Source organism: Aldersonia sp. NBC_00410 (assembly GCF_026342035.1).
Lineage (GTDB): Bacteria > Actinomycetota > Actinomycetes > Mycobacteriales > Mycobacteriaceae > Aldersonia.
In genome coordinates this window covers 59543-83197 of the sequence record NZ_JAPENM010000016.1, presented here as the reverse complement: position 1 = coordinate 83197, position 23655 = coordinate 59543, and the positions used below count along the sequence as shown (strand labels likewise).

The following is a 23655-nucleotide window of genomic DNA, read 5'->3' as shown; positions in this document are numbered from 1 at the left end:
AGCGACTCCAACACCAGCGTGACCGCGCCTGCAGCCGTCTCCGCCATCCACGGCACGACCAGAGGTCATACCGTCGGCGTGACCGAGTGCAGGTTCTTGTCGGCGCCGCGCCGCGGCACGCTCCGCCGTGGATAACGACGAACACCCCGGACGTACCACCGCCGAACTGGGCGTCGCAGCGGCGACCGATGGTGGATCGAGCAGGCCTGTCGAGCAGCTCGGTCCACGGCTGCTCGGCCGCCTTGCGACGCACCTTGTCGGTGTAGCCGGCGAATGCGGGAATGAGAATGCCGGGTCCGGTATCCGGGCGACGCTCCCGAGTAATCAGGTGGGCCGCGAGATCGCGCGCGGTCCACCCATCACACAACGTCGGCGCATCGGGGCCGACTTCGGTCATCGTCGCGACAAGGGCGATGCGCTCACTGCGCGCCAGACTCATGCAGCCACACGCTACTGTGCGCCCGCAATTCCGGCGCATGCAGACAGTCCGGATACCAGGTTGCGATACTCGCCCAGTGCCGCTCGCCACGACGTTTCGTCGACAAGCCACTCTCGCGACCGCGTGGCTGCGCAACCCGCCGCGCTGGGCGGCGATCGTCGTGGGGCTCGCGTGCGTAGCCGTGGGGCTCTGGTTGGTGAGCCTCCCGTTCACCTCGCTCACCGTGGCCGGGCTCGGGATCGAACGATCCGCCCCCGTCGTCGCTGTGGCGCTCGCTGCGAGCGGGCTGATCCGCCTTGTGCGCGCCGCGCGGGGCGGTACACCCGACGAGCGTGCGGCGACCGGATTGTTCGGTCTCGCCGAACTGGTCGTCGCCGTGCTGACGTGGCACTGGCCCGAGGTGATGGTGCTCATTGTCGCCCTACTGCTCGGGATCCGGCTCCTCTTCCTGGGCCTCAACCAGGTCTGGGCAGGCCTCCGCCAAGTCGACACCGACGAGCGGCCGAGGCAGCGAGGCGCACTCATTCGTGGCGCGCGGGTACTCGCCGCGCTCCTTGCGCTGATCGTCGCAGTCGCCGCTGCGGGCCTCGCGGTGCACTTGCCCGTCGGGGCACCAACCGTCGATGACTTCTATTCCGCTCCGGGCACCCCGCCAACGGAGCCCGGGCAGTTGTTGCGCAGCGAGCCGATCACGGGCGGAGTCACCGAATCCACGCGCGCGTGGCGAATCCTGTACACCACTACTGGCGACGACGGAGAACCCGCCCTGGCCAGTGGCATCGTCGCGGTTGCCACAAATGCTCCGGCGGGTCCGCGCCCCTTGCTCGCGTGGGCGCACGGCACGACCGGGTTCGCGCGCCAGTGCGCGCCGAGCCTGCTCGACGATCCGTTGGCATCCGGCGTGATGCCCGCCCAGCAGGAGGTGCTCGACCGGGGCTGGGCCGTAGTTGCGACGGACTACTCCGGCCTCGGCACAGCAGGAACACATCCGTATCTGATCGGGCCGGGGGAGGCACGCTCGGTGCTCGACTCGGTGCGCGCGGCACATCAGCTCACCGACCTGGAACTCAGCGACGAAACCGTGGTGTGGGGCCACTCGCAGGGAGGTCACGCCGCCCTGTGGTCCGGCCTGCTCGCCCCAACCTACGCACCCGATTCCCACATTGTCGGCGTCGCGGCGCTCGCACCGGGGACCGACATCGCGTCGTTTGCCACCGGGCACTCCGGCGGTCTCCTCGCCGCCTACATCGTCGCCGCCTACAGCCGGATCTACCCGGACGTCCACTTCGACAGCTACGTACGACCCGCCGCACGGACGCTCCTTCGGGACGCGACGCAACGCTGCCTCGACGCGCCGAGCACCCTGGTCTCGATCCTGTCCGGGCTGTTCGCCCAGGGCGATTTCACGGTCTTCCAACGTGATCCGACAACGGGCGCGTTCGGCGCCCGGCTGGCGGAGAACTCGCCGGTCGGGCGGCTGGCAGCACCGGTATTTCTCGCCCAAGGCTCGTCCGACACGGTGGTCGACCCCACCATGCAAGCTCGCTACGTGGCCGCGCGCTGCGCCGACGGCTGGAATCTCGATTACCGAAGCTACCCGGGACGCGACCACGTAGGTCTTGTCGCCGACGACTCGCCGGCCATGGGTGACCTGTTCACCTGGACCGAGGCGCGCTTCGCCGGTGCAGCAGAGGTACCGCACTGCCCCGCGTCCTGACCCGGCGCACGGCGCCGCATAGGGTTCCCGAGTGTCCGTGACCCACATGATCGTGATCGCGCTGGCCGGTTTCGGGGCAGGCGCGATCAACGCGGTCGTCGGCTCCGGCACGCTCATCACCTTCCCGACACTCGTTGCGCTCGGCTACCCACCGGTCACCGCGACGATGTCCAACGCCGTCGGACTCGTCGCCGGCGGCGTGACCGGGACGTGGGGTTACCGCCGCGAGCTGCGCGGGCAGTGGGATCGACTGCGCTGGCAGATCCCCGCGTCGCTCGCCGGCGCCGGGATCGGCGCATGGCTACTGCTGCACCTGCCGGAGAAGGTGTTCACCCAGGTGGTGCCGGTGCTACTGATCGGCGCCCTCGCCCTGGTCGTCGCCGGACCGCGCATCCAGAGCTGGGCCCGCCAGCGCGCCGAGGCACAGGGCCGCTCCGCCGATGAAGTGAGCACCGGCCGGATGGCCGCGCTGGTGGCCGGGACCTTCGCCGTCGGCATCTACGGCGGCTACTTCACGGCGGCACAGGGCATCCTGCTGATCGGCATGATGGGCGCCTTACTGCCCGAATCGATGCAGCGGATGAACGCGGCGAAGAATCTGCTCTCGCTGCTGGTCAACATCGTCGCCGCGCTGGCATACACCATCGTCGCGTTCGACCGGATCAGCTGGGCCGCCGCCGGACTCATCGCGCTGGGGTCACTGATCGGCGGCACAGTGGGCGCCAAATACGGTCGGCGCCTGTCCCCCGGTGCGCTGCGCGCGGTGATCGTCGCGGTCGGCCTGATCGGCCTCTGGCGGCTCCTCGCGACGACCTGAGGTTGCCGACGCTGCGGTCATCGCCTACCGAGCGACGCGGCGCGGCGCCGGAGATGTGCCTGCTCCGCGCGGCTGAGGGTCTGTTGCGCCGCGGCGAGGTAGCGGACTCGCGCCTCATCGGTCTCTCCCAGGCGCTCGTACAGGTGCGCACGCACCATCTCCGCCCGCGGATGATTGGCGACGGAGGCGTCATCGAGCAGATCGAGACCCGCCCGCGGGCCGCGCACCATCGCCGTCGCAACGGCACGATTGATCGTCACGGACGGGTTCGGCGCGACCCGGTCGAGGACTTTGTAGAGGGCAAGAATCTGGCGCCAGTCGGTCTCGTCGGTGGACGGCGCCTCCGCGTGCAGCGCCGCAATCGCCGCCTGAAATTGGTACGGGCCGCCCGGCGACCCCGCCAGCGTCCGAGTGACGATCTCGACGCCTTCGGCGATGAGGGCACGGTCCCATAGCGAGCGGTTTTGCTCGTCGAGGGGCACGATCGCACCATCGCCATCCACCCGGGCCGGGCTCCGCGCCTCGGTGAGCAGCATCAACGCCAGTGCACCGGCGACTTCGCGCTCGTGCGGGAGCAGCAGGTGCAGGATCCGCGTCAGGCGGATCGCCTCGGAGGTCAGCTCGGGATCCCGGAGCAGGTCGCCGTCGGTGGCTGTGTGGCCCTCGGTGAAGATCAGGTAGAGAACTGCGAGCACCGACCGCAGGCGCGCGGGCAGTTCGTCGGCACTCGGCGCCGCGAACGTGGCACCGGCCTTGCGCACAGTCGCCTTGGCCCGGCTGATCCGTTGCGCCATCGTGGATTCCGGGACAACGAACGAGCGCGCGATCTGCACGGTACGCAGACCGCCGACCGCACGGAGGGTGAGCGCGACCTGCGACGGCACGGTGAGCGCCGGGTGACAACACAACACCATCAGGTTGAGCACGTCGTCCGTGTCGGGGTCGGCCACCAAATCCGCGGCCGGGCTGAGCAATACGTCCCGCGGGTGGGCGACCGCGGCGGCGACCTCGCGGCGTCGGCGCGCTGTCGCGGAACGCCACCCGTCCACGAGCCTGCGGTGCGCAGTGGTCACGAGCCAGCCGACCGGGTCCGGCGGGACGCCGGCGTCGGGCCCTGTCGGCGGGACGCCGGCGGTGGCCCACGTCGCGGCCGCCGCGATCAGCGCCTCCTGCACCGCCTCCTCGCAGTCATCGAACTGCTGGGGATATCGACGCAACAAGGCACCGAGGACGCGCGGCGCGGACTCGCGCAGCACGTCCTCGACGGGTGTCCTCGGGTTCAGAAGTCGAACCCCGCCTCGAACATGATCGGCCGCACCTCCACAGCGAGGCCGGGGATCGACGCATCCGGAATGCTTTGCGCGAGTTCGATCGCCCGCTCCTTGGATGCGACATCCACCATGTAGTAGCCGCCCATGAACTCCGTTGCCTCCGCATAGGGGCCGTCGGTGATCACCTGCTGCGCGCCGTCCTCGAACCGGATCAGTGCGCCCTGGCCGAGATCGGCGAGGGCCTGGGTTCCGATGAACTCACCGGACGCTTTGACCTCGTCCATGAAGGCGCCGTGCCCCTTCTGGATCGCGGTCATTTCCTCCTGGTTCAAAGACTCGAGAATCTCGCGGTCGATCTGCATGATCAGCAGGTACTTCATGGTCGTCTCCATTCAGCCGTTGTGGCCCCGGCGGCGCCACTACCCCGAGTACGGAGCACCACGCGGTTGCTCGACATCACCGTCCCGAGACGTCTGGTTCGGAGTAGGCGCGCGGTCCTCAGACGCCGATGACCGTGGGCACGATCATCGGGCGGCGACGGTACTTGTCCGCCACCCACCGGCCCACGATGCGACGCACGCCCTGCGCGATCCGGTGCGTATCGGTGATTCCCTCACCCGCGAGGCGAAGCAGTTCGGCCTCGACGAGTTTCGCGGCCTCCTTGAGCGCCGCCGGATCGTCGGAGAAGCCGCGGCCGTTCACCTCCGGCGTCGACACGGCGCGGCCGGTCGACTCGTCCACCACGACGGTGATCGAGATGAAGCCGCCTTCGCCGAGGACCAACCGGTCCGAGAGCGTCGACTCGCCGACATCGCCGACCGAGTTGCCGTCCACGTACACGTGGCCGACCGGGACGCGTCCGACGATCGAGGCGAGGCCATCGACCATGTCGACGACGACGCCGTCCTCGGCGAGCACAACCCGCTCCTCGGGGACCCCGGTCGCGACGGCAAGCGCCGCGTTGGCGCGCAGGTGCCGCCATTCGCCGTGCACCGGCATCGCGTTCGTGGGCCGCACCGCGTTGTAGAGATAGAGCAGTTCGCCCGCCGAGGCGTGCCCGGAGACGTGCACCTTGGCGTTCTGCTGGGTCACGACGGTCGCGCCGAGCCGGGCAAGCCCGTTCACGACGGCGAAGACGGAGTTCTCGTTGCCCGGGATCAGCGACGAAGCAAGCACCACGAGGTCGTCGGGGTGGATGTTGATCTGCCGGTGCTCGCCGCGCGCCATCCGCGACAGCGCCGAAAGCGGCTCGCCCTGCGACCCGGTGGAGATGAGCACCAGCCGGTCGTTGGGCAGGCTCGCGGCGGTGTCGAGGTCCACCTCGACACCCTCGGGCAGTTTCAGGTAGCCGAGTTCCTGGGCGATGCCCATGTTGCGCACCATCGAGCGGCCCACGAAGCACACCCGGCGGTTGTAGCGCTGCGCCACATCGACCACCTGCTGGATGCGGTGCACATGGCTGGCGAACGACGCCACGATCACGCGGGCCTTGGCCTTGCCGATCACGGTGTCGAGCACACCGCCGATCTCACGTTCGGGGGTGACGAACCCGGGCACCTCGGCGTTGGTGGAGTCGACCAGGAACAGGTCGACGCCCTCGTCGCCGAGCCGGGAGAAACCGGCGAGGTCGGTGAGCCGCCCATCGAGCGGCAACTGGTCGAGCTTGATGTCACCGGTGTGCAGGACGACCCCGGCCGATGTCCGAATCGCCACCGCGATCGCGTCCGGGATGGAGTGGTTGACCGCGAAGTACTCGCACTCGAACGGCCCATGCACCGTGCGCTGGCCCTCGACGACCTCGACCAATTTCGGCCGCTGATGGTGCTCACGGCATTTCGCGGCGACCAGGGCCAGCGTGAACTTCGACCCGATCACCGGAACGTCCGGGCGCAGCCGCAGCAGGAACGGCACAGCGCCGATGTGATCCTCGTGCCCGTGGGTCAGCACGATGGCCTCCACGTCGGCCATCCGAGCTTCGATATGCCGGAAGTCGGGCAGGATCAGGTCGACGCCGGGCTGCTGATCCTCGGGAAACAGGACACCGCAGTCGACCACGAGGATCTTGCCCCGATGCTCGAAAACGGTCATGTTTCGGCCGATCTCGCCGATACCACCGAGCGCGACCACCCGCAGGCCGTGCTTGGGCGCCTTGGGCGGGGTGCCGAGCCGGTCGTGCGGGTCGGTTGCCTTGTTCCGGGAATCGGGACGCTGCTGCGCCGCCGAGGTCTGTGCCACCGGACGACCTCCCGACCGCTTTTCGGGCTGTGCCGGTGGTCCGGCATTGCGGGTGGCGCGGCCCTTCGATCGACCCGGTCGCGTCATGCAAGCACCCCCGCAGTGTGCATGTCCGCGGCGAGCAGATCGATCTGCTCGGTGGTCGGCATCAGTTGCGGCAGCCGCGGCTCGCCAACGTCGATGCCCTGCAGGCGAAGTGCTGCCTTCATTGCGGCGACGCCGCCGAGCCCGCTCATCGCCTTCGTCAACGGGATGAGGCTGTAGTTGATCTGCCGCGCACGGTCCACGTCACCGGATCGGTACGCCGCGTGCAGGTCTCGCAATCGCCCGGGCGCGAGGTGCCCGATGACGCTGATGAAGCCGACCGCACCGACGGAGAGCCAGGGCAGGTTCAGCGGATCGTCGCCGGAGTAGTAGACAAGGTCGGTCGAGGCGATCAGATCGGCACCCGCGTTGAGGTCCCCCTTGGCGTCCTTGACGGCGACAATGCGCGGATGCTCGGCGAGCCTGCGCAGCGTGTCCGGCATGATCGGAACGACCGAGCGTGGCGGGATGTCGTACAACGTGACGGGCAAGCCGGTGGCGTCCGCGACCGTGGTGAAGTGTGCGAGCAACCCCGCCTGCGGCGGACGCGAGTAGTACGGCGTGACGACGAGCAGACCGTGCGCGCCCGCGCTTTCCGCCTGCCGCGCGAGTTCCACGCTTTCCGCGGTGTCGTAGGTACCGGCGCCGGCGACGATGGTCGCCCGGTCCCCGACCGCTTCGACGACCGCGCGCAGTAGTTCCGCCTTCTCTTCCGGTGTCGTGGTCGGTGACTCGCCGGTCGTCCCGGCGACAACCAGCAGGTCGCAGCCGCCATCCACGAGATGCCCGGCCAGCCGGACTCCCGTGTCGATGTCCAGCTTCCCGTCCGCCGAGAAGGGCGTCACCATCGCAACGCCGATTGCGCCCGACGCAGCAACCGCAGATGTCATGGCCAGAAGGCTACCCGCTTCGCCATGCGTCACTGCACGTCGAACCCGTATTTGAACCCGGCAAATAGCGCGTGCAATCGGTAGGCGCTGCCGACCTCCACGATCATCGAGGAGCACGCCCTTACGATTCGGTTATCGTGTGACCGATTTCGCACTCGCAACTCCCGCCGATGACGAGAAATGAGGACCGAATGTCGGTCAAGGGCAGCAAGGAATTCGAGATCGCGGCGGACCCGGCGACGGTGATGGCCGCGGTGGCGGCAGTGGAGGAACTACCGAACTGGGCTGGGCCGTACAAGAACGCCACCGTCGAGTCGCGCTACGAGGACGGGCGGCCGAAGTTGGTGCGCGCCGAAGTGACCGTCGTCGGCATCACCGATCATCAACTCGTCGAGTACGCCTGGGACGGTGACCGGCGGGCGAGTTGGACACTGCTGGAGAGCAGCGCGCAGAAGCTGCAGATCGGCAGCTACACGCTCTCGGCCGGCGGCAAGGGCACCAAGGTGCTGTTCGAGCTCGAACTCGAACCGAAGATCAAGATGCCCGGATTCCTGTTCAAGAAGGTCGTCGGTACCGCCCTCGACACGGGTTCGAAGGATCTGAAGAAGTACGTCGAGGGCCTGAAGTAACTCAGACGCGGACGGTGACCGCTCGGGCCAGCTCGGCCGCCAGGTCGCCGCGCTCCCCCACCACCACGTCGTCGAGTTCGAGCCAGTCCGCCATTTCGCGAAGCGCGCCCGCGAGCGCGGGTGCCACCTCGCTGCCGCGGCCCGGTTCGGCGAACGCGCCCGGCACGATCAGCCGGCTGCCCGCACGGTCGGCGCGCAGGTCCACCCGCGCCACCAGTTCGCCGTCGAGCAGGAACGGGAACACGTAGTAGCCGTGTATCCGCTTTGCCTCCGGCGTGTAGATCTCGATACGGAAGTGGAAATCGAACAGCCGCTCCGTGCGGGCGCGGAAGAACACGACGGGATCGAAGGGGCACAACAACGCTGCCGCCGTGATGCGACGCGGGGTGCGGGCCCCCGCTGCGAGGTAGGCGGGCTGGGTCCAGCCGCGCACCGAGACCGGTTCGAGGGCACCGGCTTCGACGAGGTCCGCGATCGCGGGCGCGGTCTGGTCGCGGGCGAGCCGGTAGTAGTCGCGCAGGTCTGCCTCGGTCGCCACGCCGAGCGCAGTGGACGCCTTGGCGACGAGTTCCCGGATCGCGTCCGGCTCGGCGACCGCACGCGACCACACGTCGGCGGGCAACACCCGGTCGGCGCGGTCGTAGTGCCGTGTGAAGCCGACCCGCGTCGGCACCGTCAGCTCGCCGGCCGCGAAGAGTTGCTCACAAATCACCTTGGTATCGCTCAGGTTCCACCAGGAGCCGTTGCGTTTGGGCCGCTCGATTTCGAGGTGCCGCTCGACGTCACCGGCGGTGCACGGCCCGGCCTCGGTGATCACGTCCAGAATGTCGCGGCCCAGCGTCGGATTGCGTTCGACGACCCGGCGCATTCCCGCCCAGCGGCCGTGTTCGTAGCGGCGCATCCGCCACCGCATGAGTGGCCAATCGTCGACCGGGATCAGCGCCGCCTCGTGCGCCCAGTACTCCACCAATTTGCGTGGCTTACGGGCAGAGTCGCGCCACGCCGCCTCGTCGAGCAACGCCCGGTCGTAGGCGCCGATCCGGCTGAACACGGGCGCGTACTGGGCGCGCACCACCGCCGACACCGAGTCGATCTGCAGCAGCTGGGTGCGGTCGAGAACCTTGAGCACCCGGGCCCGGTTCGCCGGGCCGGTCGCTCGCGGGGCAGCGAACCCCTGCGCGGCCAGCGCAGTACGGCGTGCCGCGGCAATGCTCATCTCCCGCATGAGTCGAGCCTGCCATGGCGCACCGACAGTCAAGCACGCCGGACACAGTCGGCGGTGCGCCCACGTCAGGAAATCGAGACCGGTACGAACTTCCGCAGCGCTGCTGCCATCGCCTCGGGTTGGTCCTCCGGGATGAGGGTCCAGGAGTCGTCGATGACCACCTTGGTCGCGTCCGGATACAGCTCGGTCAGCCGGTCCGCGTGCGCGAGCGGCATCATCCGATCCTCCCGCGCCCACACGACGAGCACCGGTCGCGTGAAGGCGCGCAGCTGGTCGGACAACTCGAGCAGCCGGCGCCGCGAGGGAGCGCCAACGGCGAACTTGACCAGATCGCGGCGTATCGCGGCGTTCTCGACGGCGGGGCGAAACCACTCGTCGTAGAGCGCATCGGGCAGCCCCGACCTACTCATGGCGCCATAGGCCCGCGTGCTGCGGCGAAAGAAGCGCGTCCCGAACATCCTGGTCAGGATCCAACCGCCGCCGGGCAATCTGCACAGCAGCGCGGCGGGGCGGGCGGGCTTGGGTGGATAGTTGTCGAACGCTGTGCAGGACGCGAGCACGAGTCGGCCGACGCGATCGTCGCGGGCTTCGGAGATCACGAACTGCCCGCCGCCCCAGTCGTTGAGCACAAGCGTGACGTCGTCCACGTCGAGCGCATCGAGGAAGTCGGCGAGAATGCGCGCCACGCCGGTCTCGGTCAGATCCGCATCCTCGTTCATCGGCGCCGTGTGGGCGCCCAGCGGAAGAGTTGGTGTGATGCAGCGGTATTCGGGCAGCAGGGGGATCACTTTGCGCCACTGCCGACCATCCATCAGCAGGCCGTGGCCGAAAACCATGACGGGTCCGTCACCGCCGGTGTCTTCGTAGGCAATGGGCCCTGCCGGCACGTTCAGTGTCTGCATATCGGCTCCTAGATAGATCGTTCTACCGAGGCCAAGACTAAGCTGCTGCAGGAACGGCCCGCAAGAAGGAGATGTCATGGCAGAGCCCGGAACCCGAGACCGAATCCTGGACGCGACGGCGGAGCTCTATCGGCGCCAGGGCATGTCGGCTACCGGGCTCAAGCAGATCTCGAGCGCGGCACGGGCACCATTCGGCTCCATCTACCATCACTTTCCCGGCGGTAAGGAGTCGATCAGCGTCGAGGTCATTCGCAGCGAAGGGATCCGCTACGGCCGGCTCGTCGGCGCGCAACTCGCAGACACCGACCCACGCAGCGGCATCCCGGCTCTGTTCGAGAACGCGGGCAAGCTACTGGAATCGCAGGACTACAGCGAGGCCTGCTCCATCGAGACCATCGCCCTCGAGGTGGCCAGCACCAACGAACGGCTCCGCCACGAGGCCGCGACGGTGTTTGAATCCTGGCTCGTGCAGCTCACGGCGTGGTTCGGTCGGCTCGACATCGCCGAGGAGCAGTGCCGCCGGTTGGCGACGATCACGCTGACTGCGCTGGAGGGGGCATTCGTGCTGTGCCGCACGCTGCGCTCCACCGAACCGATCACCATCGCCGGGCAGGCTATTCACGACGTCGTGCGTGCCACGCTCGCAGAAGCGGCGGGGGACGCCGGACCCGCTGATCCCTGAGCCAAGGCGCACCGACATCGATCCGACCGCCGCACACCCCCGTTCATCGCGACACGCTCGCGATCGCGGCTGTGTACTGGCGAGTGGGGGTGTGTGCCGGGTCGCGGCTATCCCATCTACTGCGCGGCGACAGTCGCGCTCCGCTCTCCATCGAGCGATCCCTCGGGTCGACGCAATCGACGGCGCCGTCATGCCGGAGAGGCTCGTAACTGAGGGTGCACGCGACTCGCGCCACGAGACCGAAACGTGGCCGAACTGCGGGTTTAGGCTGGAAGCCGTCAAGGTTCGTTGCGGCTACGCCATGCCCGAGAGGTAGGTTCGGTAGTCGGCCTCCAGACCCATCCGCTGCTGCCACTCGTCCACCAGCGCCATCGCAGAGTCACAGGCCCAACGCGCGCACCCGGCGGCGATCACCTTATTCGGAAAGGCCGGCGAACCCACCGCCTGCCGGTTCATCACGAAAGCCTTGCTGCTCATCAGCCGCTTCGTGAGCTTGTGCTCCGCGTCGCTCTGCTGCGTCTCGGGCACGAAGTGCACGAGGGCGTTTCGCAGTTTCATCAGGTTGTCGGCGCTTCGGTACGGCTCGGCGTCGGGCGCAAGCTTGGACTGTCGCACGTACACGAGGGCCCGCTGGTACTTGTCGAGCACCGGCGCGCGGACGTCACCGCTCCACAGCTCGCGCATCAGCGTGATGGCGTCGTCGCTCAGCCCTTGGGTGCGGTAGGTGCCGCCGCCCGGCGGTGACTCGGCGGCGTCCTGGAACAGCTCGTTGACGTGGGCCTCGAGGAACGCCACCGCGGCCATCACCGCCCCCACCGCAAGCATTCGGTGCTCGAAGTCGATGTTGTTGTCCCCCTTCGCCACCAACGCGGCCTCACGCTCAGCGCAGATCGTCGCTTGGCGCTGCGCCCACCACAGGTGGTGATTCGCCATGTAGCCCCGGACGGACACCGTTGCGGCGAAAACCGCGGAGACGGCCTCTGCGGGAGCCGCCCGTATGATGGCCGAGCCGTCATTGTTGTCGGACATGCTGTGCCCATCTCCCAGCCGCTAGCGGTCGTTGGTCGCTCGGTCCTGGATTGGGCACGGGCACTGCGCCTTCCGCCGCTGCAATTTCGGCGGCGCGGGCGTACATCGCGTCGAGGTCGGCGTTTCCATCGAGGTCTTCGCGGATGGCCGTCATGCAGCGCTGCCCTTCGGCAGCGAGTGCCTCCAGGAACACGCCGCAGACGTCGATCAGCCGCTCCGCCACTGTGCGCTCGGGGCCGATCATGTGCGCGCCGAGCGTCCCGACTCCGGCAATCGCGCGGGCGTGGGGCGGCGGGTTGAGGAAAGCCACCACCGTCGCGCCCTCGTGATCGCCGACGCGGTGAGCGATGTGTTGATTCGCCATCTCGTAGACCTGTTCGTGCGCCCGGGTCTGCTCATCGGTGAGCAGGTTCACCAGCTTGTCGGCGAGCCTGGGGCGGCTGGCGTTGTTCTCGATGTGTCCACGCCCGGAATTGAAGGCGCGCCGGTAGGCGATGGATCCCGCGTTCCAGAGGGCCTGCGCGATCAGGGGATCGGCGAGTTCGTTGTTCGCGCCGAGCCGCGTGGCGTAGCCGTGAGCGCACTCCCGCGCGAAGTTGAGGTCACGCGCAATCGACTCCAGATCGGACACCCACGCCGCGAGCGGCCCGGTGAGCCCAACCCGTAGGAATTGTTCGCCGGGTAGCTCCGGCACTGCAGCAGCGCCGTCGTTCGTCACGTTTAGTCTCCTCACTCCATCAGCTGCGCCGCGACCGTCGCACCGAGTTCCCAGCACGCCTCGAGCTCGTCCTTGCTCGGCTTGCCCGACACGATCACCGTCGCCGCCGCGCGCACCCAGCCGAGCCCGGTCGTTATCGCGTCGACGCCGCGCTCGGCGCCCTCAGTCCCCTGGTTGCCGTGCAAATAGAGCCCGAACGGCCGCCCGCCGGTCGAGTCCAGGCACGGGTAGTAGCACGTATCGAAGGCGTGTTTGAGGGCACCGCTCATGTAGCCGAGATTGGCCGGGGTGCCGAGCACGTAGCCGTCCGCCTCGAGCATGTCGGTCGGCGTCACGGCGAGCGCCGCGCGCCGGACCACGTCCACGCCCTCGATCTCGGGATCGGTCGCCCCGGCGACCACCGCCTCGAACATCTCCTGGCAGTGCGGCGACGGGGTGTGGTGCACGATCAGCAGCGTCGACATGGTCAGGTGCTCCGCTCGAGCTTTTCCAGGCGCACGGCGCGGCGCATTGTGTCCCGCGCGCGGCCGCGGTCACCGGCGTAGTCGTAGGCGCGCGCGAGCCGATACGAGCTGCGCCAGTTGTCCGGGTCGGTTTCCCATTCGGCCTTCACCTGCGCGAACAGCTCGTCGGCGGCGGCGCGATCGACCCGGCCGGACGGCCTCTTCGGCAGCTCGGACACGTCGAGGTCGAGACCCTCCTCGCCGATCCGGCGTGCGAGCCGCTGGTGGTCGAGTCCGGCCCGCAGGGTCGCGTAGACGATCCAAACGCCGACCAGCGGCAAGATCAAAATTGCGATGCCGAGCACGACCGAGACGACGCGACCGTCCTGGATCAGCTCGATCGCGGCGCGGCCGATCAGCACGAAGTAGAACAGCAGCGCGACGACAAACGCCGCCGTGACGGCGACCGGGACGGCGAACTGACGGCTCACAGATCCAACAGCGGGTCGAGACCGACGGTCAGGCCCGGCCGGGACCGGATCTCTCGGACACCGAGTAGCACGCCGGGCGCGAACGAGGAACGGTCGATGGAGTCGTGCCGGATGGTCAGCGTCTCGCCCTGGGTACCGAGCAGCACTTCCTGATGCGCCACGAGGCCGGCGAGCCGGACCGAGTGCACGCGCACGCCGTCCACGTCGGATCCGCGCGCACCGTCGAGTTCGGTGGTGGTGGCGTCCGGGCTCGCACCGACGCCGGCCTTCGCGCGCGCTTGCGCGATCAGCGCCGCGGTGCGGTAGGCAGTTCCGGACGGCGCGTCGACCTTGTTCGGGTGATGCAACTCGATCACCTCGACCGAGTCGAAGAACCGCGCAGCCTGTTCGGCGAACCGCATGGACAGCACCGCCCCGATCGCGAAGTTCGGCGCGATCAGCACACCGGTCCCCGGGCTCGCGTCGACCCACTCGCGCACCTGCGCCAACCGCTCGTCGTCGAACCCGGTGGTGCCGACCACGGCGTGGATGCCGTTGCGCACCAAGAAGTTCAGGTTGTCCATCACCACGTCGGGACGGGTGAAGTCGACGACGACCTCGGTGTTGGTCTCGACGAAGGTCGCGATCGCATCGCCCTGGTCGACGGACGCGACGAGTTCCAGATCGTCGGCGGCCTGCACTGCCGCGCAGATCGCGGCGCCGACCTTGCCCCGCGCGCCGAGCACTCCGACCCGGATTGGCGTCGTGGTCACGTGTCCTCCATCTGTAGCGATTCCTGCTGCGCAAGCCTACTGACCGACCGGCACGCGCAAATAAGCACCGCGGGGTACATTCCGAGCAAGATCACTCCAGGAGCATTCATGGGCATCGTTTCGCGCGGCTTCCGCGGTCGGGCCAGGGTCGATGATCCGGCCCTGCCGCCCGGCCAGTACCTCACCACCGACTTCCCCGTGCTCTCGGCGGGTCCGACACCGCAAATCCACTTGGACTCCTGGCGTTTCGGCCTCACCTCCGAAGACGGCAGCTCGCGCTCGTGGGACTGGCTCGGGTTCCGTCGACTACCCGCCGAGGACATCACCGTGGACCTGCACTGCGTCACGAAGTGGTCCAAGTTCGGCACCGCCTGGCGCGGCGTGTCGATCGATACCCTGCTCGAGCATGTCGACACGTCGGCGGAGTTCGCGCTGGTGTCCTCCTACGGCGGCTACACCACGAACCTGCCGCTCGAGGACCTCACCGACGGCAAGGCGTGGATCGCCTTCGAATACGACGGCGCCGAGTTGCACCCCGAGCACGGCGGCCCGGCCCGGCTGCTGGTGCCGCACCTGTACCTCTGGAAATCCGCGAAATGGGTGCGCGGAATCGAACTGCGCAACGATGACGAACCCGGATTCTGGGAACAGCTGGGCTATCACAACTACGGAGATCCATGGCGCGAGCAGCGGTATTGGGCCGACTGAGCTGGCAGGTCGCGACGGTGTCGGCGGTGCGCCGGGAGTCCGCAACGGCGCGCACGCTCGTCCTCGACGTGCCGGGCTGGACCGGGCACCTCGCCGGCCAGCACGTCGACATCAGGCTCACCGCCGAGGACGGTTACAGCGCGCAGCGGTCCTACTCGATCTCCTCGGCGTCCGAGATCGCGTCCGAGGACGAGGCCACATCACCCATCGAGCTGACCGTCGACCGACTGCCCGACGGTGAGGTGTCCACCTACCTCACGGATGTGCTCGAGGTCGGTGACCAGATCGAGTTGCGTGGCCCGCTCGGCGGCTGGTTCGTCTGGCATCCCGACGATCCGCGGCCAGTGCTGCTTGTCGGTGGCGGCAGCGGCGTGGTGCCGCTCGCCGCAATGCTGCGGACGCGAGCCACCCGTGACGCAACGGCGCCTTTCCGGCTGGTGTACTCGATGCGCAGCCCGATCGAGGAGATGTACGCCGACGACCGTGCGCTTTCCGCCGCCGGAGTGAGCGTGCACCGCGTGTACACCCGCAAGATCCCGCCCGGGTACCCACGCCCACCCGAGCGGATCATCGCCGACGACCTGTCCGACCCGGACTTCGGCCCCGATCGCGCACCGCAGGTGTTCGTCTGCGGCCCCAACGGTTTCGTCGAAGCGGCAGCGAACCTGCTGATCACGCTTGGTCACTCGGCCGACGACATCAAGACGGAACGTTTCGGACCAACGGGAGGACCGCCATGACCACCCCACTGGACGGGAATTCGATCGCCGGGCTGCTCCGGGAATTGTTCGGTCGTGACATGACCGCAGCGACTGCGCGCTGTGACTCCTGTGGTAGCACAGGAGAACTCGCCCGCGCCGTGGTGTACGACACCGCGCCGGGCGTGGTGGTGCGTTGCCGGGAATGCACTGCCGTGGTAGCGAGGGTGGTGCGCGCACCCGGCCGCGCCTGGCTCGACCTACGTGGCGTCAGTTACCTGCAGATCGACCTCCCCGACTGACCGACCCCCCGACTGACCGACCTCAGTCTCCCTCTGCCGCAAGCGACATGGCTGCGACGGTGTCGAACTCGGTCGAACCGGAGGGCCTCGCCCGCTCGAAGGTCACCTGCGCCGACCGGCCCGCGAGTCGAAGCGTGCCGACCTGGTTGCCGAAGTACGGACCGGAACTCGCATGCCAGTCGATGATCATCGGGGGCACCTTCGACACCCTGCCGAGCAGGAACCGTGTCGCACGCTCGGCGGCGCGACTCCACGAGATCCGGAACGCTACCTTCATCGCCGACGGCACGAAATTGTGCAGCGGCGAGCAGGTCAGCTGGTACACCCGCGACGTCATCGGATGCGCGTACGTCGCCTCCGCCACGTAGGCGTGGTGCACATCGCCCGACAGCACGCAGATGGTCGCGGGCGGCCGGCCCCGCTCGCCGGTGCGGTGGCCACCGCCGACCTCGCCGAACAACCGCGCCAGCCGGTCGAACGAGTCCCGGAACGCCGCCCAATGTTCGAGATCGGCTGCACGGCGCAGCTTTTCGGCCCACCTGGCCGGCCGCGCGCCGCGGGCACCCGAGGCCAGCCGCTCGTCCCACGACTCGACGTCGTGCAGGGCGCGCGGTAGCAGCCACGGCAACGACGTGCCGACGAGCAGGTGGTCGTAGTCGCCTTCGGTCTGCTGCACGATCCAGTCGAACTCGGGCTCGGACACCATGGATCGGCGGCCGTCGGCGAGGACCCGTCCACATCGCGAGTCGATCACGAGCAGCCGGGCCGGACCGAGATCGCGGCGATAGGACCAGCGCGCCCCCTTTGCACCGTCGGCCTCCTCGTCGGCCTCGGAGGCGAAGCGGCGCAACAGTGTTCCAACGTCGCCGTCGTGGGTACGCACCCGCTGGTACAGCTCGTTCGCGGCGAGATCTGCCGGTGCCAGATTGCCCAGATGCTGGTAGATCCAGTACGAGGCCAAGGCGCCGACGATGCGCTCCTCCCACCAGTCGCTCGCCTCCTGCTCGTCGCGCCAGGACGCGGACGTGTTCCAGTCGTCGCGCACGTCGTGGTCGTCGAAGATCATCGACGTCGGGACGGTGGACAGCAGCCACCGCACGTCGGGCTCACACCAGGACTCGGCGTAGAGCCAGGTGTACTCCTCGAAATTGCGTACTTGCGCGCCGGGCGGTTCGTCGAGGTCGTGGTGTTGCGCGATCCGGTCTCGCATCGGCGCGGACAGTTCGTCGGCGTAGATCTGATCGCCGAGCAGCAGCAGGGCGTCCGGCCATTGCGCGGTCGGCTGCCGCCGCATCCGCTTGGCGTAGTTCTCCAGCGCATCGATCCCGAGATGCGGATCTTCCGCGGTCGAGGTGGTGGCGAACCGGCAGGAGCCGAATGCCAGCGCGAGACTGCCGTCGCCGCGCAGGGTCCGAATGACCGACGGGTGTGTTGCGTCTGGTTCGGGCCAGACGAGTTCCCCGTCGAGGCGAACCTCGTACTCGGAATCCGAACCGGGTTCCAGACCCTCGATTACCAGCAGCGCGTAGTGATGCCCGCCGGCTGTCCAGGTGTGCTCCTTGTGCTCGAGCACCTCGACCGTGCACGGTTGCGCGGTCTCCACCCACACGGTGGCGTCGGTTTCGCCGACGTGGCGCAGCAGCGGTCCGAGCACGAGATCGGGCATCAGTGGCTCGCGGATTCGCCGGCGCCGGCGCGCCTCGTTGGGTCGGACGCGGTGCTCGGTAGGACCATGAGATCGAAGGTAGCCGCCCGCCACGGCAGGGACAGCGCGAACGGCTCACCCGACCGTGATCTCAATCGAAGACGATGACCTGCCGGATCGCCCGCCCGGCGGCGAGTTCGTCCATCCCGGCGTTGATGTCGTCGAGTCCGATCCGCGCGGAGATCAGCTTCTCCACCGGAAGCCGCCCCTCGCGCCACAGCTGGGCGTAGCGCGGGATGTCACGTGCCGGTACCGCGGAGCCGAGGTAGCTGCCGACGATGGTGCGCGCCTCGGCGACGAGGCGCAGCGGCGCGATCTGCGCGCGGGCCTCGGGCGCGGGCAACCCGACGGTGACGGTGGTGCCGCCCGGCGCGGTAGCGGCGACCGCCGCCTCGAAGGCGCGGGAGTTGCCGGCCGCCTCGACCACGATATTCGCCCGAATGCCGCGCTCGGCGACCTCGGTGGGCGAATACACCTGTGTCGCACCGAGTTCGCGAGCCGTGTCCAGCTTCGTCGGCACACCGTCCACGCCGATCACTTCGCCGTGCCCCAGTGAGAGCGCCGTCAGCACCGCCGCCATGCCGACCCCGCCGAGACCGACCACCATGATCGAGTCACCGGGCCCGGGCGACACCGCGTTGAGTACCGCGCCGCCGCCGGTGAGCACCGCGCAACCCAGGACGGCGGCGACCTCGGGCGGCACGTCGTCGGGTACCGGCACCACCGAGCGGCGATCCACCACGGCGTGGGTTGCGAAGCCGGACACGCCGAGGTGGTGGTGCACCGTTTCGTCGCCGCGTTGCAGCCGGCGCCCGCCGCCGAGCAGTCGACCTTCGTTGTTGGCGACACTGCCCGGCACGCACGGCAGCCTGCCGTTGGTGCGGCACGCGTCGCACTCGCCGCAGCGGGGCAGGAAGGTCATCACCACCCGCTCGCCCACGCTGACATCGGCCACATTCGGGCCGACCCTTTCCACCCGGCCGGCCGCCTCGTGACCGAGCAGCATCGGCACCGGCCGAGTCCGGTTGCCGTCGACCACCGAAAGGTCGGAGTGACACAGCCCGGCGGCTTCGATCCGGATCAGCAACTCACCCGCACACGGACCGGCCAACTCCAACTCGCACACCGAGATCGGCGTCGACGACGCGTAGGGGCCGGGCCGGCCGATCTCTTCGAGAACGGCGCCGCGAATCGCCGTCACTGCGCCGCGGGGACGGCTTCTTGGACCGCCTGCGGCGGCAGGATCCCCTGGAAAGTTTCGTAGGTGTTCGCGATCGCGCTCGCGCAGCACACCATCGGCGGGCGGTCGTCGTCCTGGGCGCTCTGCCACTGGTCCATCGCGACGTGCATCAGACCCGACCAGGTGGACATCACGACCCGCACGCGCAGGTCGGACTCGTCCAGCTCCATCCGCTCGGCCACCTTGTGCCGCACCGAATTCAGCTTCCACTCACCCATCTCGACGCTGCGCGCGCGGACCGAGGGCGCCGTGGCGATGATCCGGTTCATCACCATGAATCGATCGAACAGGGGTGAGGGCGGCTGTTGACTCTGCGCGTCCTGAAATACCTGCATATGCGCCTTGCACAGCGCCTCGATCTCGTTCCCGGTGCACGGCTGATCATCCAGCGCGCCGACCACGGCGGTCACCATGTCCTCAATCGGGCCGAGGACGACCTCTTCCTTGGTGGCGAAGTAGCGATTGAACGTGCGCGGCGAGATATCGACCGCGGCAGCGATCTCGTCGACGGTCGTGGCATCGAACCCCTGCTTATCGCACAGTTCGAGCGCGGCGTCGATCAACGCGGCGCGCGTCTGCAGCTTCTTGCGCTCACGCAAGCCGAGGTGTTCCGTCACACAACCCATAATTCGCGATGATAGTCCGCCGGCGTCAACACGGACAGCAGAATCGACATATCCGGACAATTGTCGCCGAATAGCAATTGTCAGTTGACGACTTCTGTCTGACTCTGCCACTATTTAAGTGTTCGCGACGAAGACGGCGGATCATCGAAGACCCGCCGCCGCGCCACAACCTTCCGAAACCGAGGGGAACCATCGTGTCGGAAACCGACCTTTTACCACCTCGTCCACCGGCCGAATCTGCCGACGACGACATCGTGATCGAACGCTCGTCCCGCCGCTGGTGGGCGCTCGGCGTCATCGCGCTCGCCCAGCTGATGGTGGTGCTCGACGCCACGATCATCACCATCGCCCTGCCGTTTGCCCAGGCCGACCTGGACATTTCCGATGCCAATCGGCAATGGGCGCTCAACGCCTACACCCTGATCTTCGGTGGCCTGCTGCTGCTCGGCGGCCGGTTGGCCGATTACCTGGGCCGCCGCCGCATGTTCCTGATCGGACTCGCCGGCTTCGCCGTGTCGTCCGCTCTCGCCGGGCTGGCCTGGAACGCACCGTCGTTCTTCGCCGGCCGCGCCCTGCAGGGCGCATTCGCCGCCGTCCTTGCTCCCGCAGCGCTGTCGCTGATCACGGTCACCTTCGTTCAGCAGAAGGAACGCGCCCGCGCGTTCGCGGTGTACGCCGCGGTGTCCGCGGGCGGTGCCGCGATCGGACTCATCGCGGGCGGCGCGCTCACCGAGTTCTTCTCCTGGCGCTGGACCCTACTGGTCAACACCCCGATCGCGATCATCGCCGCGGTCGGCGCCCTGATCCTGGTGCTGCGGGACATCCCGACGCCACGGGAAAGCAGCTACGACCTACCCGGCGCGGTCACCGTCACCGCCGGACTGATCGCGCTGGTCTACGGGTTCACGCGGGCAGCCGAGGCGGGCTGGGGCGCAACCTCGACGATCGTATTGTTCGTCGCTGCGGCCGCACTACTCGTGGCGTTCGTCGTGATCGAGGATCGGACAGCCAATCCACTACTGCCACTGCATATTCCGGGAGAAATCAACCGGGGCGGGGCGTTCCTGGTGGCGTTGATCGTGCCGATTCCGATGTTCGCGATGTTCATGTTCCTCAGCTACTACTTCCAGAACACGCTGGGTTACTCGCCGCTGAAGGCAGGTGTCGTCTTCCTGCCGTTCCCCGGTGCGATCATCGTGGCGGCCGGTATCGCGAGTTCACTGTTGCCTCGCATCGGACCACGCCTGCCGATGATCGTGGGCACGTCGATCGGCGTCGCGGGCCTGCTCTACCTCGCCCAACTCGATCCGAGCAGCACCTGGCTGGTCGACGTGCTGCCGGCCGAGATCCTCATCGCCGGCGGCATGGGCCTGGTGTTCGTGTCGATGCAGTCCGTCGCTCTGCACCGCATCAAGGAACACGACTCGGGCGTCGCGAGCGCGCTGCTCAACACCGCCCAGCAGGTGGGCGGCGCGGTCGGATTGGCATTGCTCAGCACGATCTTCGCGCAGGTCCTCGCCCGTCATCCGGGAAGCGAGACGACGATCGATGCCGCCACCGGCAACCCGGTTCCGGTCGACCCGGCGGGCTTCACGGCCGCGAGCATTCACGGCTACGACGTCGCGTTCTACTGGGGCGCCGGGTTCTTCGTCATCGCGCTGATCGTGACCCTGCTGACGATCCGGCTGCGCGCCTCGGACATGGGTGACGAGACGCAGAACGCGGTGCATGTCGCGGCCTAGTCACCGATCGCCGCACACCGATTCACGCCTCGCGTATGCCGTCTGCATGCGCGGGGCGTGAATGCGTGGTCGCAAATTGCGGCGCTTCGCCGAGCCAACTGGACGTGTGACCGTTGTAACGTTTTCATTGCGTTTGTGATGTGGATAACACACACTTAACAAACTCTCTCCCGCATGCAAAGGCCAACACAGTGAAAACGAGCATCAACAGGTCGGTCCGGATCTCCGCTGCTACCGTCGTGGCGGCCGGCGCGATCCTCGGACTGGCCCAGGCGCCCGCCGGCGCCGCAGTGGACAACGGCCAGCGCACCGGCCCGGTGCAGTTCTGGGCCACCGACAAGGGTGGTTGTAAGGCCGAGTTCAACATCTTGAACAGCACCAACGTCACCACGTACACCATCGACTGGCGCATCGACGACGAAGCAGGTCGCGACATCGGTGTCGGCTTCGACGTCTGGCGCACCGGCACCCCGAACATGGCGTCGAAGGCCGCGTCGCCGACGTGGCCCGACGAGGTGCCCGAGAACACCGTGGACAACCGCACGATGGTCTCCGACCGTGACCCGGTCCTCGCGACCTACGTCCAGGACCTGAAGAACATCAACGCGTCCTGGAACCCGGCGCTGCCGAACCCGGACGCCAACACCCACAAGGTCGACTACCGCATCGTGCTGGGCCCTCCCGGGAACAACGGGCAGACCCCGGACGAGAAGCCGGAGTGGCTCGGCGACCGCGCGTGGCACACCGTGACGGTGACCGGCTGCAACCCCAGCACTCCGAGCACCGGCTCGGCCGACCTGCTCCCCAGCCTGTTCCGTTAAGCGGTTCGGCCAGCGGCCGAACGCCCATTGACCTCAGCGGCGGTTGCCACGCAGCAATGCGTGACAACCGCTGCTGCGCGTTTCGGCGCACGTCTGGAGGGCGGGTCAGCCGTCACACAATGCCGCGTACCGCCGCAGGCAGGTCACGCTTACGCCGGTACGGTCCGACGACCGCTGCCGCAGCCGGCCGACGCAGCACGTCCGCGGCGACCGCGTTCACCTGAGCGGTGGTCACCGCGCCGATGCTGGTGAGCGTCTCGGAGATGCTGCGGTGATTGCCGTAATTCAGTTCACTACGGCCGATCCGGTGCATCCGCGAGCCGGAGTCCTCCAGTCCCAGCACCAGGCCGCCGCGCAGCGAACCCTTCGCTCGCGCGACCTCCGCGTCGGTGAGCCCGTTGGCGGCCACATCGGCGAGCACCTCGCGGGCCAGCCGCGCGACATCGCCGAGGCTCTCCGGATGGCAACCGGCGTACACCGACAGCGCGCCGGTGTCGGCGAAGGTGTCCACGCTCGAGTACACCGAGTACGCGAGGCCGCGTTCTTCCCGGATCTGCTGGAACAACCGCGAACTCAGCCCGCCACCGAGCGCCGTATTGAGCACGGACAATGGCCAGCGCCGATCTCCCTCGTGCCTGCCATGGGCGCGCATACCGAAGACCAGATGCACCTGTTCGCTGTCCCGGCCGAGCAGGTGCAGTCGCGGACCCGAACCGTTCGCGCCGAACCGACCCTCCCGGCGCGGCGCGGGACCGACCCCATCCGTCAGCCGATCGGTGAAGGCACGGCGGACCACCTCGACGGTGTGCGCGTGGTCGACGTTGCCGGCCACCGCCACCACCATTCGGTCCGGTGTATAGCGGCGAACGTGGAAGGAACGCAACTGGTTCCGCGACATCGACTCGATCGAGTCGTTGCTGCCGATGATCGGCCGGCCGAGCGGATGGTCGCCGAACAGCGCGCCGAGGAACTCGTCACCGACCAGATCCTCGGGATCGTCGTCGCGCATCGCCATCTCCTCGAGCACCACCTGCCGCTCGACATCGACGTCGGCGGTGCGGCACTGCCCACGCAGCACCACGTCGGCGACGAGGTCGACAGCGAGCGAGAGGTGATCGTCGAGCACATGCGCGTAGAAGCAGGTGTGCTCTTTTGCCGTGAACGCATTGAGTTCGCCGCCGACCGAGTCGACGAGTTCGGCGATGTCGAGCGCACTACGGGTCGGGGTCGACTTGAACAGCAGGTGTTCGAGGAAATGCGCGGCGCCGGCCACCGTGCGGCCCTCGTCCCGTGACCCGACACCGACCCACACGCCGACCGACGCAGAGCGCACGCCCGGCACGTGTTCGGTGACGATGCGCAGCCCGCCGGGCAGTACGGTGCGCTGGACCCCAGAATCGGGGCTGGTGGCGGTATTGGAGGAGGTCATCGGAGGGGAAACGATACCGGACAGCCCGCTGCGACCACGCGCCAGTGTGCGCTCGACATA

At 68.2% G+C, this 23655-nt stretch carries 25 protein-coding genes; 9 read left to right on the top strand and 16 right to left on the bottom strand.

Features of this window, described 5'->3' with window-relative positions; translation table 11 throughout:
- A partial coding sequence (locus OG921_RS25820) for a maleylpyruvate isomerase family mycothiol-dependent enzyme (RefSeq protein ID WP_266115402.1) occupies positions 1–439 on the bottom strand: 439 nt, incomplete at its 3' end.
- A gap of 76 nt (positions 440–515) precedes the next feature.
- Here OG921_RS25820 and OG921_RS25815 point away from each other — a divergent pair.
- Both OG921_RS25815 and OG921_RS25810 read left to right on the top strand, forming a co-directional pair.
- Positions 516–2156 (top strand): alpha/beta fold hydrolase, encoded by a 1641-nt coding sequence (locus OG921_RS25815; protein WP_266115401.1) that lies wholly within the window; start codon positions 516–518, stop codon positions 2154–2156.
- Positions 2157–2187: 31 nt separating this feature from the next.
- Positions 2188–2973: a sulfite exporter TauE/SafE family protein gene (locus OG921_RS25810; protein ID WP_266115400.1), complete on the top strand. Its 786-nt coding sequence runs from the start codon at positions 2188–2190 to the stop codon at positions 2971–2973.
- Positions 2974–2990: 17 nt separating this feature from the next.
- Here OG921_RS25810 and OG921_RS25805 read toward each other — a convergent pair whose 3' ends face one another.
- The 4 genes from OG921_RS25805 to dapA all read right to left on the bottom strand — a co-directional run bounded on the left by OG921_RS25805 (position 2991) and on the right by dapA (position 7453).
- On the bottom strand, positions 2991–4229 hold the full coding sequence (locus OG921_RS25805; RefSeq protein WP_266115399.1) for an RNA polymerase sigma factor: 1239 nt from the start codon (positions 4227–4229) through the stop codon (positions 2991–2993).
- A 23-nt stretch (positions 4230–4252) separates the two neighbouring features.
- Positions 4253–4624, bottom strand: coding sequence for a YciI family protein (locus OG921_RS25800; protein WP_266115398.1), 372 nt, complete (start codon positions 4622–4624; stop codon positions 4253–4255).
- Positions 4625–4742: 118 nt separating this feature from the next.
- Positions 4743–6566, bottom strand: coding sequence for a ribonuclease J (locus tag OG921_RS25795; protein WP_266115397.1), 1824 nt, complete (start codon positions 6564–6566; stop codon positions 4743–4745).
- On the bottom strand, positions 6563–7453 hold the full coding sequence (dapA, locus tag OG921_RS25790; RefSeq protein WP_266115396.1) for a 4-hydroxy-tetrahydrodipicolinate synthase: 891 nt from the start codon (positions 7451–7453) through the stop codon (positions 6563–6565). Before dapA ends, OG921_RS25795 begins: the two co-directional genes overlap by 4 nt.
- A gap of 191 nt (positions 7454–7644) precedes the next feature.
- On the opposite strand from dapA, the gene OG921_RS25785 reads away from it, so the two are divergent.
- A complete protein-coding gene (locus OG921_RS25785) occupies positions 7645–8082 on the top strand; it encodes an SRPBCC family protein (protein WP_266115395.1) in 438 nt (145 codons plus the stop codon).
- A gap of 1 nt (position 8083) precedes the next feature.
- On the opposite strand, the gene OG921_RS25780 is transcribed toward OG921_RS25785, so the two are convergent.
- Together OG921_RS25780 and OG921_RS25775 are read right to left on the bottom strand one after the other, a co-directional pair.
- On the bottom strand, positions 8084–9307 hold the full coding sequence (locus tag OG921_RS25780; RefSeq protein WP_266115394.1) for a winged helix-turn-helix domain-containing protein: 1224 nt from the start codon (positions 9305–9307) through the stop codon (positions 8084–8086).
- A 65-nt stretch (positions 9308–9372) separates the two neighbouring features.
- Positions 9373–10209, bottom strand: coding sequence for an alpha/beta fold hydrolase (locus OG921_RS25775; protein WP_266115393.1), 837 nt, complete (start codon positions 10207–10209; stop codon positions 9373–9375).
- Between the two features lie 76 nt (positions 10210–10285).
- Between OG921_RS25775 and OG921_RS25770 the strand changes: the two genes are divergently transcribed.
- A complete protein-coding gene (locus OG921_RS25770; protein ID WP_266115392.1) occupies positions 10286–10891 on the top strand; it encodes a TetR/AcrR family transcriptional regulator in 606 nt (201 codons plus the stop codon).
- A 294-nt stretch (positions 10892–11185) separates the two neighbouring features.
- Here the strand turns inward: OG921_RS25770 and OG921_RS25765 are convergent, their stop codons facing one another.
- The 5 genes from OG921_RS25765 to dapB are packed head-to-tail and all read right to left on the bottom strand — an operon-like array spanning position 11186 to position 14324.
- Positions 11186–11920: a hypothetical protein gene (locus OG921_RS25765; protein ID WP_266115391.1), complete on the bottom strand. Its 735-nt coding sequence runs from the start codon at positions 11918–11920 to the stop codon at positions 11186–11188.
- A complete protein-coding gene (locus tag OG921_RS25760) occupies positions 11904–12638 on the bottom strand; it encodes a hypothetical protein (protein WP_266115390.1) in 735 nt (244 codons plus the stop codon). The genes OG921_RS25765 and OG921_RS25760 overlap by 17 nt, the downstream gene beginning before the upstream one ends.
- An 11-nt stretch (positions 12639–12649) precedes the next feature.
- Positions 12650–13102 (bottom strand): flavodoxin family protein, encoded by a 453-nt coding sequence (locus tag OG921_RS25755; protein ID WP_266115389.1) that lies wholly within the window; start codon positions 13100–13102, stop codon positions 12650–12652.
- A 2-nt stretch (positions 13103–13104) separates the two neighbouring features.
- Positions 13105–13572: a hypothetical protein gene (locus OG921_RS25750; protein WP_266115388.1), complete on the bottom strand. Its 468-nt coding sequence runs from the start codon at positions 13570–13572 to the stop codon at positions 13105–13107.
- The gene (dapB, locus tag OG921_RS25745) at positions 13569–14324 is read right to left on the bottom strand and encodes a 4-hydroxy-tetrahydrodipicolinate reductase (RefSeq protein ID WP_266115387.1); all 756 of its coding nucleotides are present in this window, start codon (positions 14322–14324) and stop codon (positions 13569–13571) included. Before dapB ends, OG921_RS25750 begins: the two co-directional genes overlap by 4 nt.
- A gap of 108 nt (positions 14325–14432) precedes the next feature.
- Between dapB and OG921_RS25740 the strand changes: the two genes are divergently transcribed.
- The 3 genes from OG921_RS25740 to OG921_RS25730 are packed head-to-tail and all read left to right on the top strand — an operon-like array spanning position 14433 to position 16032.
- Positions 14433–15032, top strand: a complete 600-nt coding sequence (locus OG921_RS25740) for a molybdopterin-dependent oxidoreductase (protein WP_266115386.1) — start codon at positions 14433–14435, stop codon at positions 15030–15032.
- On the top strand, positions 15002–15772 hold the full coding sequence (locus tag OG921_RS25735) for a ferredoxin reductase (RefSeq protein WP_266115385.1): 771 nt from the start codon (positions 15002–15004) through the stop codon (positions 15770–15772). Before OG921_RS25740 ends, OG921_RS25735 begins: the two co-directional genes overlap by 31 nt.
- The gene (locus tag OG921_RS25730; RefSeq protein ID WP_266115384.1) at positions 15769–16032 is read left to right on the top strand and encodes a DUF6510 family protein; all 264 of its coding nucleotides are present in this window, start codon (positions 15769–15771) and stop codon (positions 16030–16032) included. The genes OG921_RS25735 and OG921_RS25730 overlap by 4 nt, the downstream gene beginning before the upstream one ends.
- Positions 16033–16054: 22 nt before the next feature.
- Here the strand turns inward: OG921_RS25730 and OG921_RS25725 are convergent, their stop codons facing one another.
- From OG921_RS25725 to OG921_RS25715, 3 genes are all read right to left on the bottom strand, one after another.
- Complete coding sequence (locus OG921_RS25725; protein WP_266115383.1) at positions 16055–17698, bottom strand: alkaline phosphatase D family protein; 1644 nt, start codon at positions 17696–17698, stop codon at positions 16055–16057.
- A 130-nt stretch (positions 17699–17828) separates the two neighbouring features.
- Positions 17829–18938: an alcohol dehydrogenase catalytic domain-containing protein gene (locus OG921_RS25720; protein WP_266115382.1), complete on the bottom strand. Its 1110-nt coding sequence runs from the start codon at positions 18936–18938 to the stop codon at positions 17829–17831.
- The gene (locus OG921_RS25715; RefSeq protein WP_266115381.1) at positions 18935–19594 is read right to left on the bottom strand and encodes a TetR family transcriptional regulator; all 660 of its coding nucleotides are present in this window, start codon (positions 19592–19594) and stop codon (positions 18935–18937) included. Before OG921_RS25715 ends, OG921_RS25720 begins: the two co-directional genes overlap by 4 nt.
- A gap of 203 nt (positions 19595–19797) precedes the next feature.
- Between OG921_RS25715 and OG921_RS25710 the strand changes: the two genes are divergently transcribed.
- Both OG921_RS25710 and OG921_RS25705 read left to right on the top strand, forming a co-directional pair.
- Complete coding sequence (locus tag OG921_RS25710) at positions 19798–21345, top strand: MFS transporter (RefSeq protein ID WP_266115380.1); 1548 nt, start codon at positions 19798–19800, stop codon at positions 21343–21345.
- Positions 21346–21536: 191 nt separating this feature from the next.
- Positions 21537–22166, top strand: a complete 630-nt coding sequence (locus OG921_RS25705; protein WP_266115379.1) for a hypothetical protein — start codon at positions 21537–21539, stop codon at positions 22164–22166.
- A 112-nt stretch (positions 22167–22278) separates the two neighbouring features.
- Here OG921_RS25705 and OG921_RS25700 read toward each other — a convergent pair whose 3' ends face one another.
- Positions 22279–23595 carry a pitrilysin family protein gene (locus OG921_RS25700; RefSeq protein ID WP_266115378.1) on the bottom strand — a complete coding sequence of 439 codons (1317 nt, stop codon included), beginning with the start codon at positions 23593–23595 and terminating at the stop codon, positions 22279–22281.
- Positions 23596–23655: the final 60 nt, after the last annotated feature.

Coding starts and splice junctions, on each gene's coding strand:
- OG921_RS25800 (WP_266115398.1), bottom strand. CDS start 4,624: ATGAAGTACCTGCTGATCATGCAGATCGACCGCGAGATTCTCGAGTCT.
- OG921_RS25795 (WP_266115397.1), bottom strand. CDS start 6,566: ATGACGCGACCGGGTCGATCGAAGGGCCGCGCCACCCGCAATGCCGGA.
- dapA (WP_266115396.1), bottom strand. CDS start 7,453: ATGACATCTGCGGTTGCTGCGTCGGGCGCAATCGGCGTTGCGATGGTG.
- OG921_RS25785 (WP_266115395.1), top strand. CDS start 7,645: ATGTCGGTCAAGGGCAGCAAGGAATTCGAGATCGCGGCGGACCCGGCG.
- OG921_RS25780 (WP_266115394.1), bottom strand. CDS start 9,307: ATGCGGGAGATGAGCATTGCCGCGGCACGCCGTACTGCGCTGGCCGCG.
- OG921_RS25775 (WP_266115393.1), bottom strand. CDS start 10,209: ATGCAGACACTGAACGTGCCGGCAGGGCCCATTGCCTACGAAGACACC.
- OG921_RS25770 (WP_266115392.1), top strand. CDS start 10,286: ATGGCAGAGCCCGGAACCCGAGACCGAATCCTGGACGCGACGGCGGAG.
- OG921_RS25765 (WP_266115391.1), bottom strand. CDS start 11,920: ATGTCCGACAACAATGACGGCTCGGCCATCATACGGGCGGCTCCCGCA.
- OG921_RS25755 (WP_266115389.1), bottom strand. CDS start 13,102: ATGTCGACGCTGCTGATCGTGCACCACACCCCGTCGCCGCACTGCCAG.
- OG921_RS25740 (WP_266115386.1), top strand. CDS start 14,433: ATGGGCATCGTTTCGCGCGGCTTCCGCGGTCGGGCCAGGGTCGATGAT.
- OG921_RS25735 (WP_266115385.1), top strand. CDS start 15,002: ATGGCGCGAGCAGCGGTATTGGGCCGACTGAGCTGGCAGGTCGCGACG.
- OG921_RS25730 (WP_266115384.1), top strand. CDS start 15,769: ATGACCACCCCACTGGACGGGAATTCGATCGCCGGGCTGCTCCGGGAA.
- OG921_RS25725 (WP_266115383.1), bottom strand. CDS start 17,698: ATGCCCGATCTCGTGCTCGGACCGCTGCTGCGCCACGTCGGCGAAACC.
- OG921_RS25700 (WP_266115378.1), bottom strand. CDS start 23,595: ATGACCTCCTCCAATACCGCCACCAGCCCCGATTCTGGGGTCCAGCGC.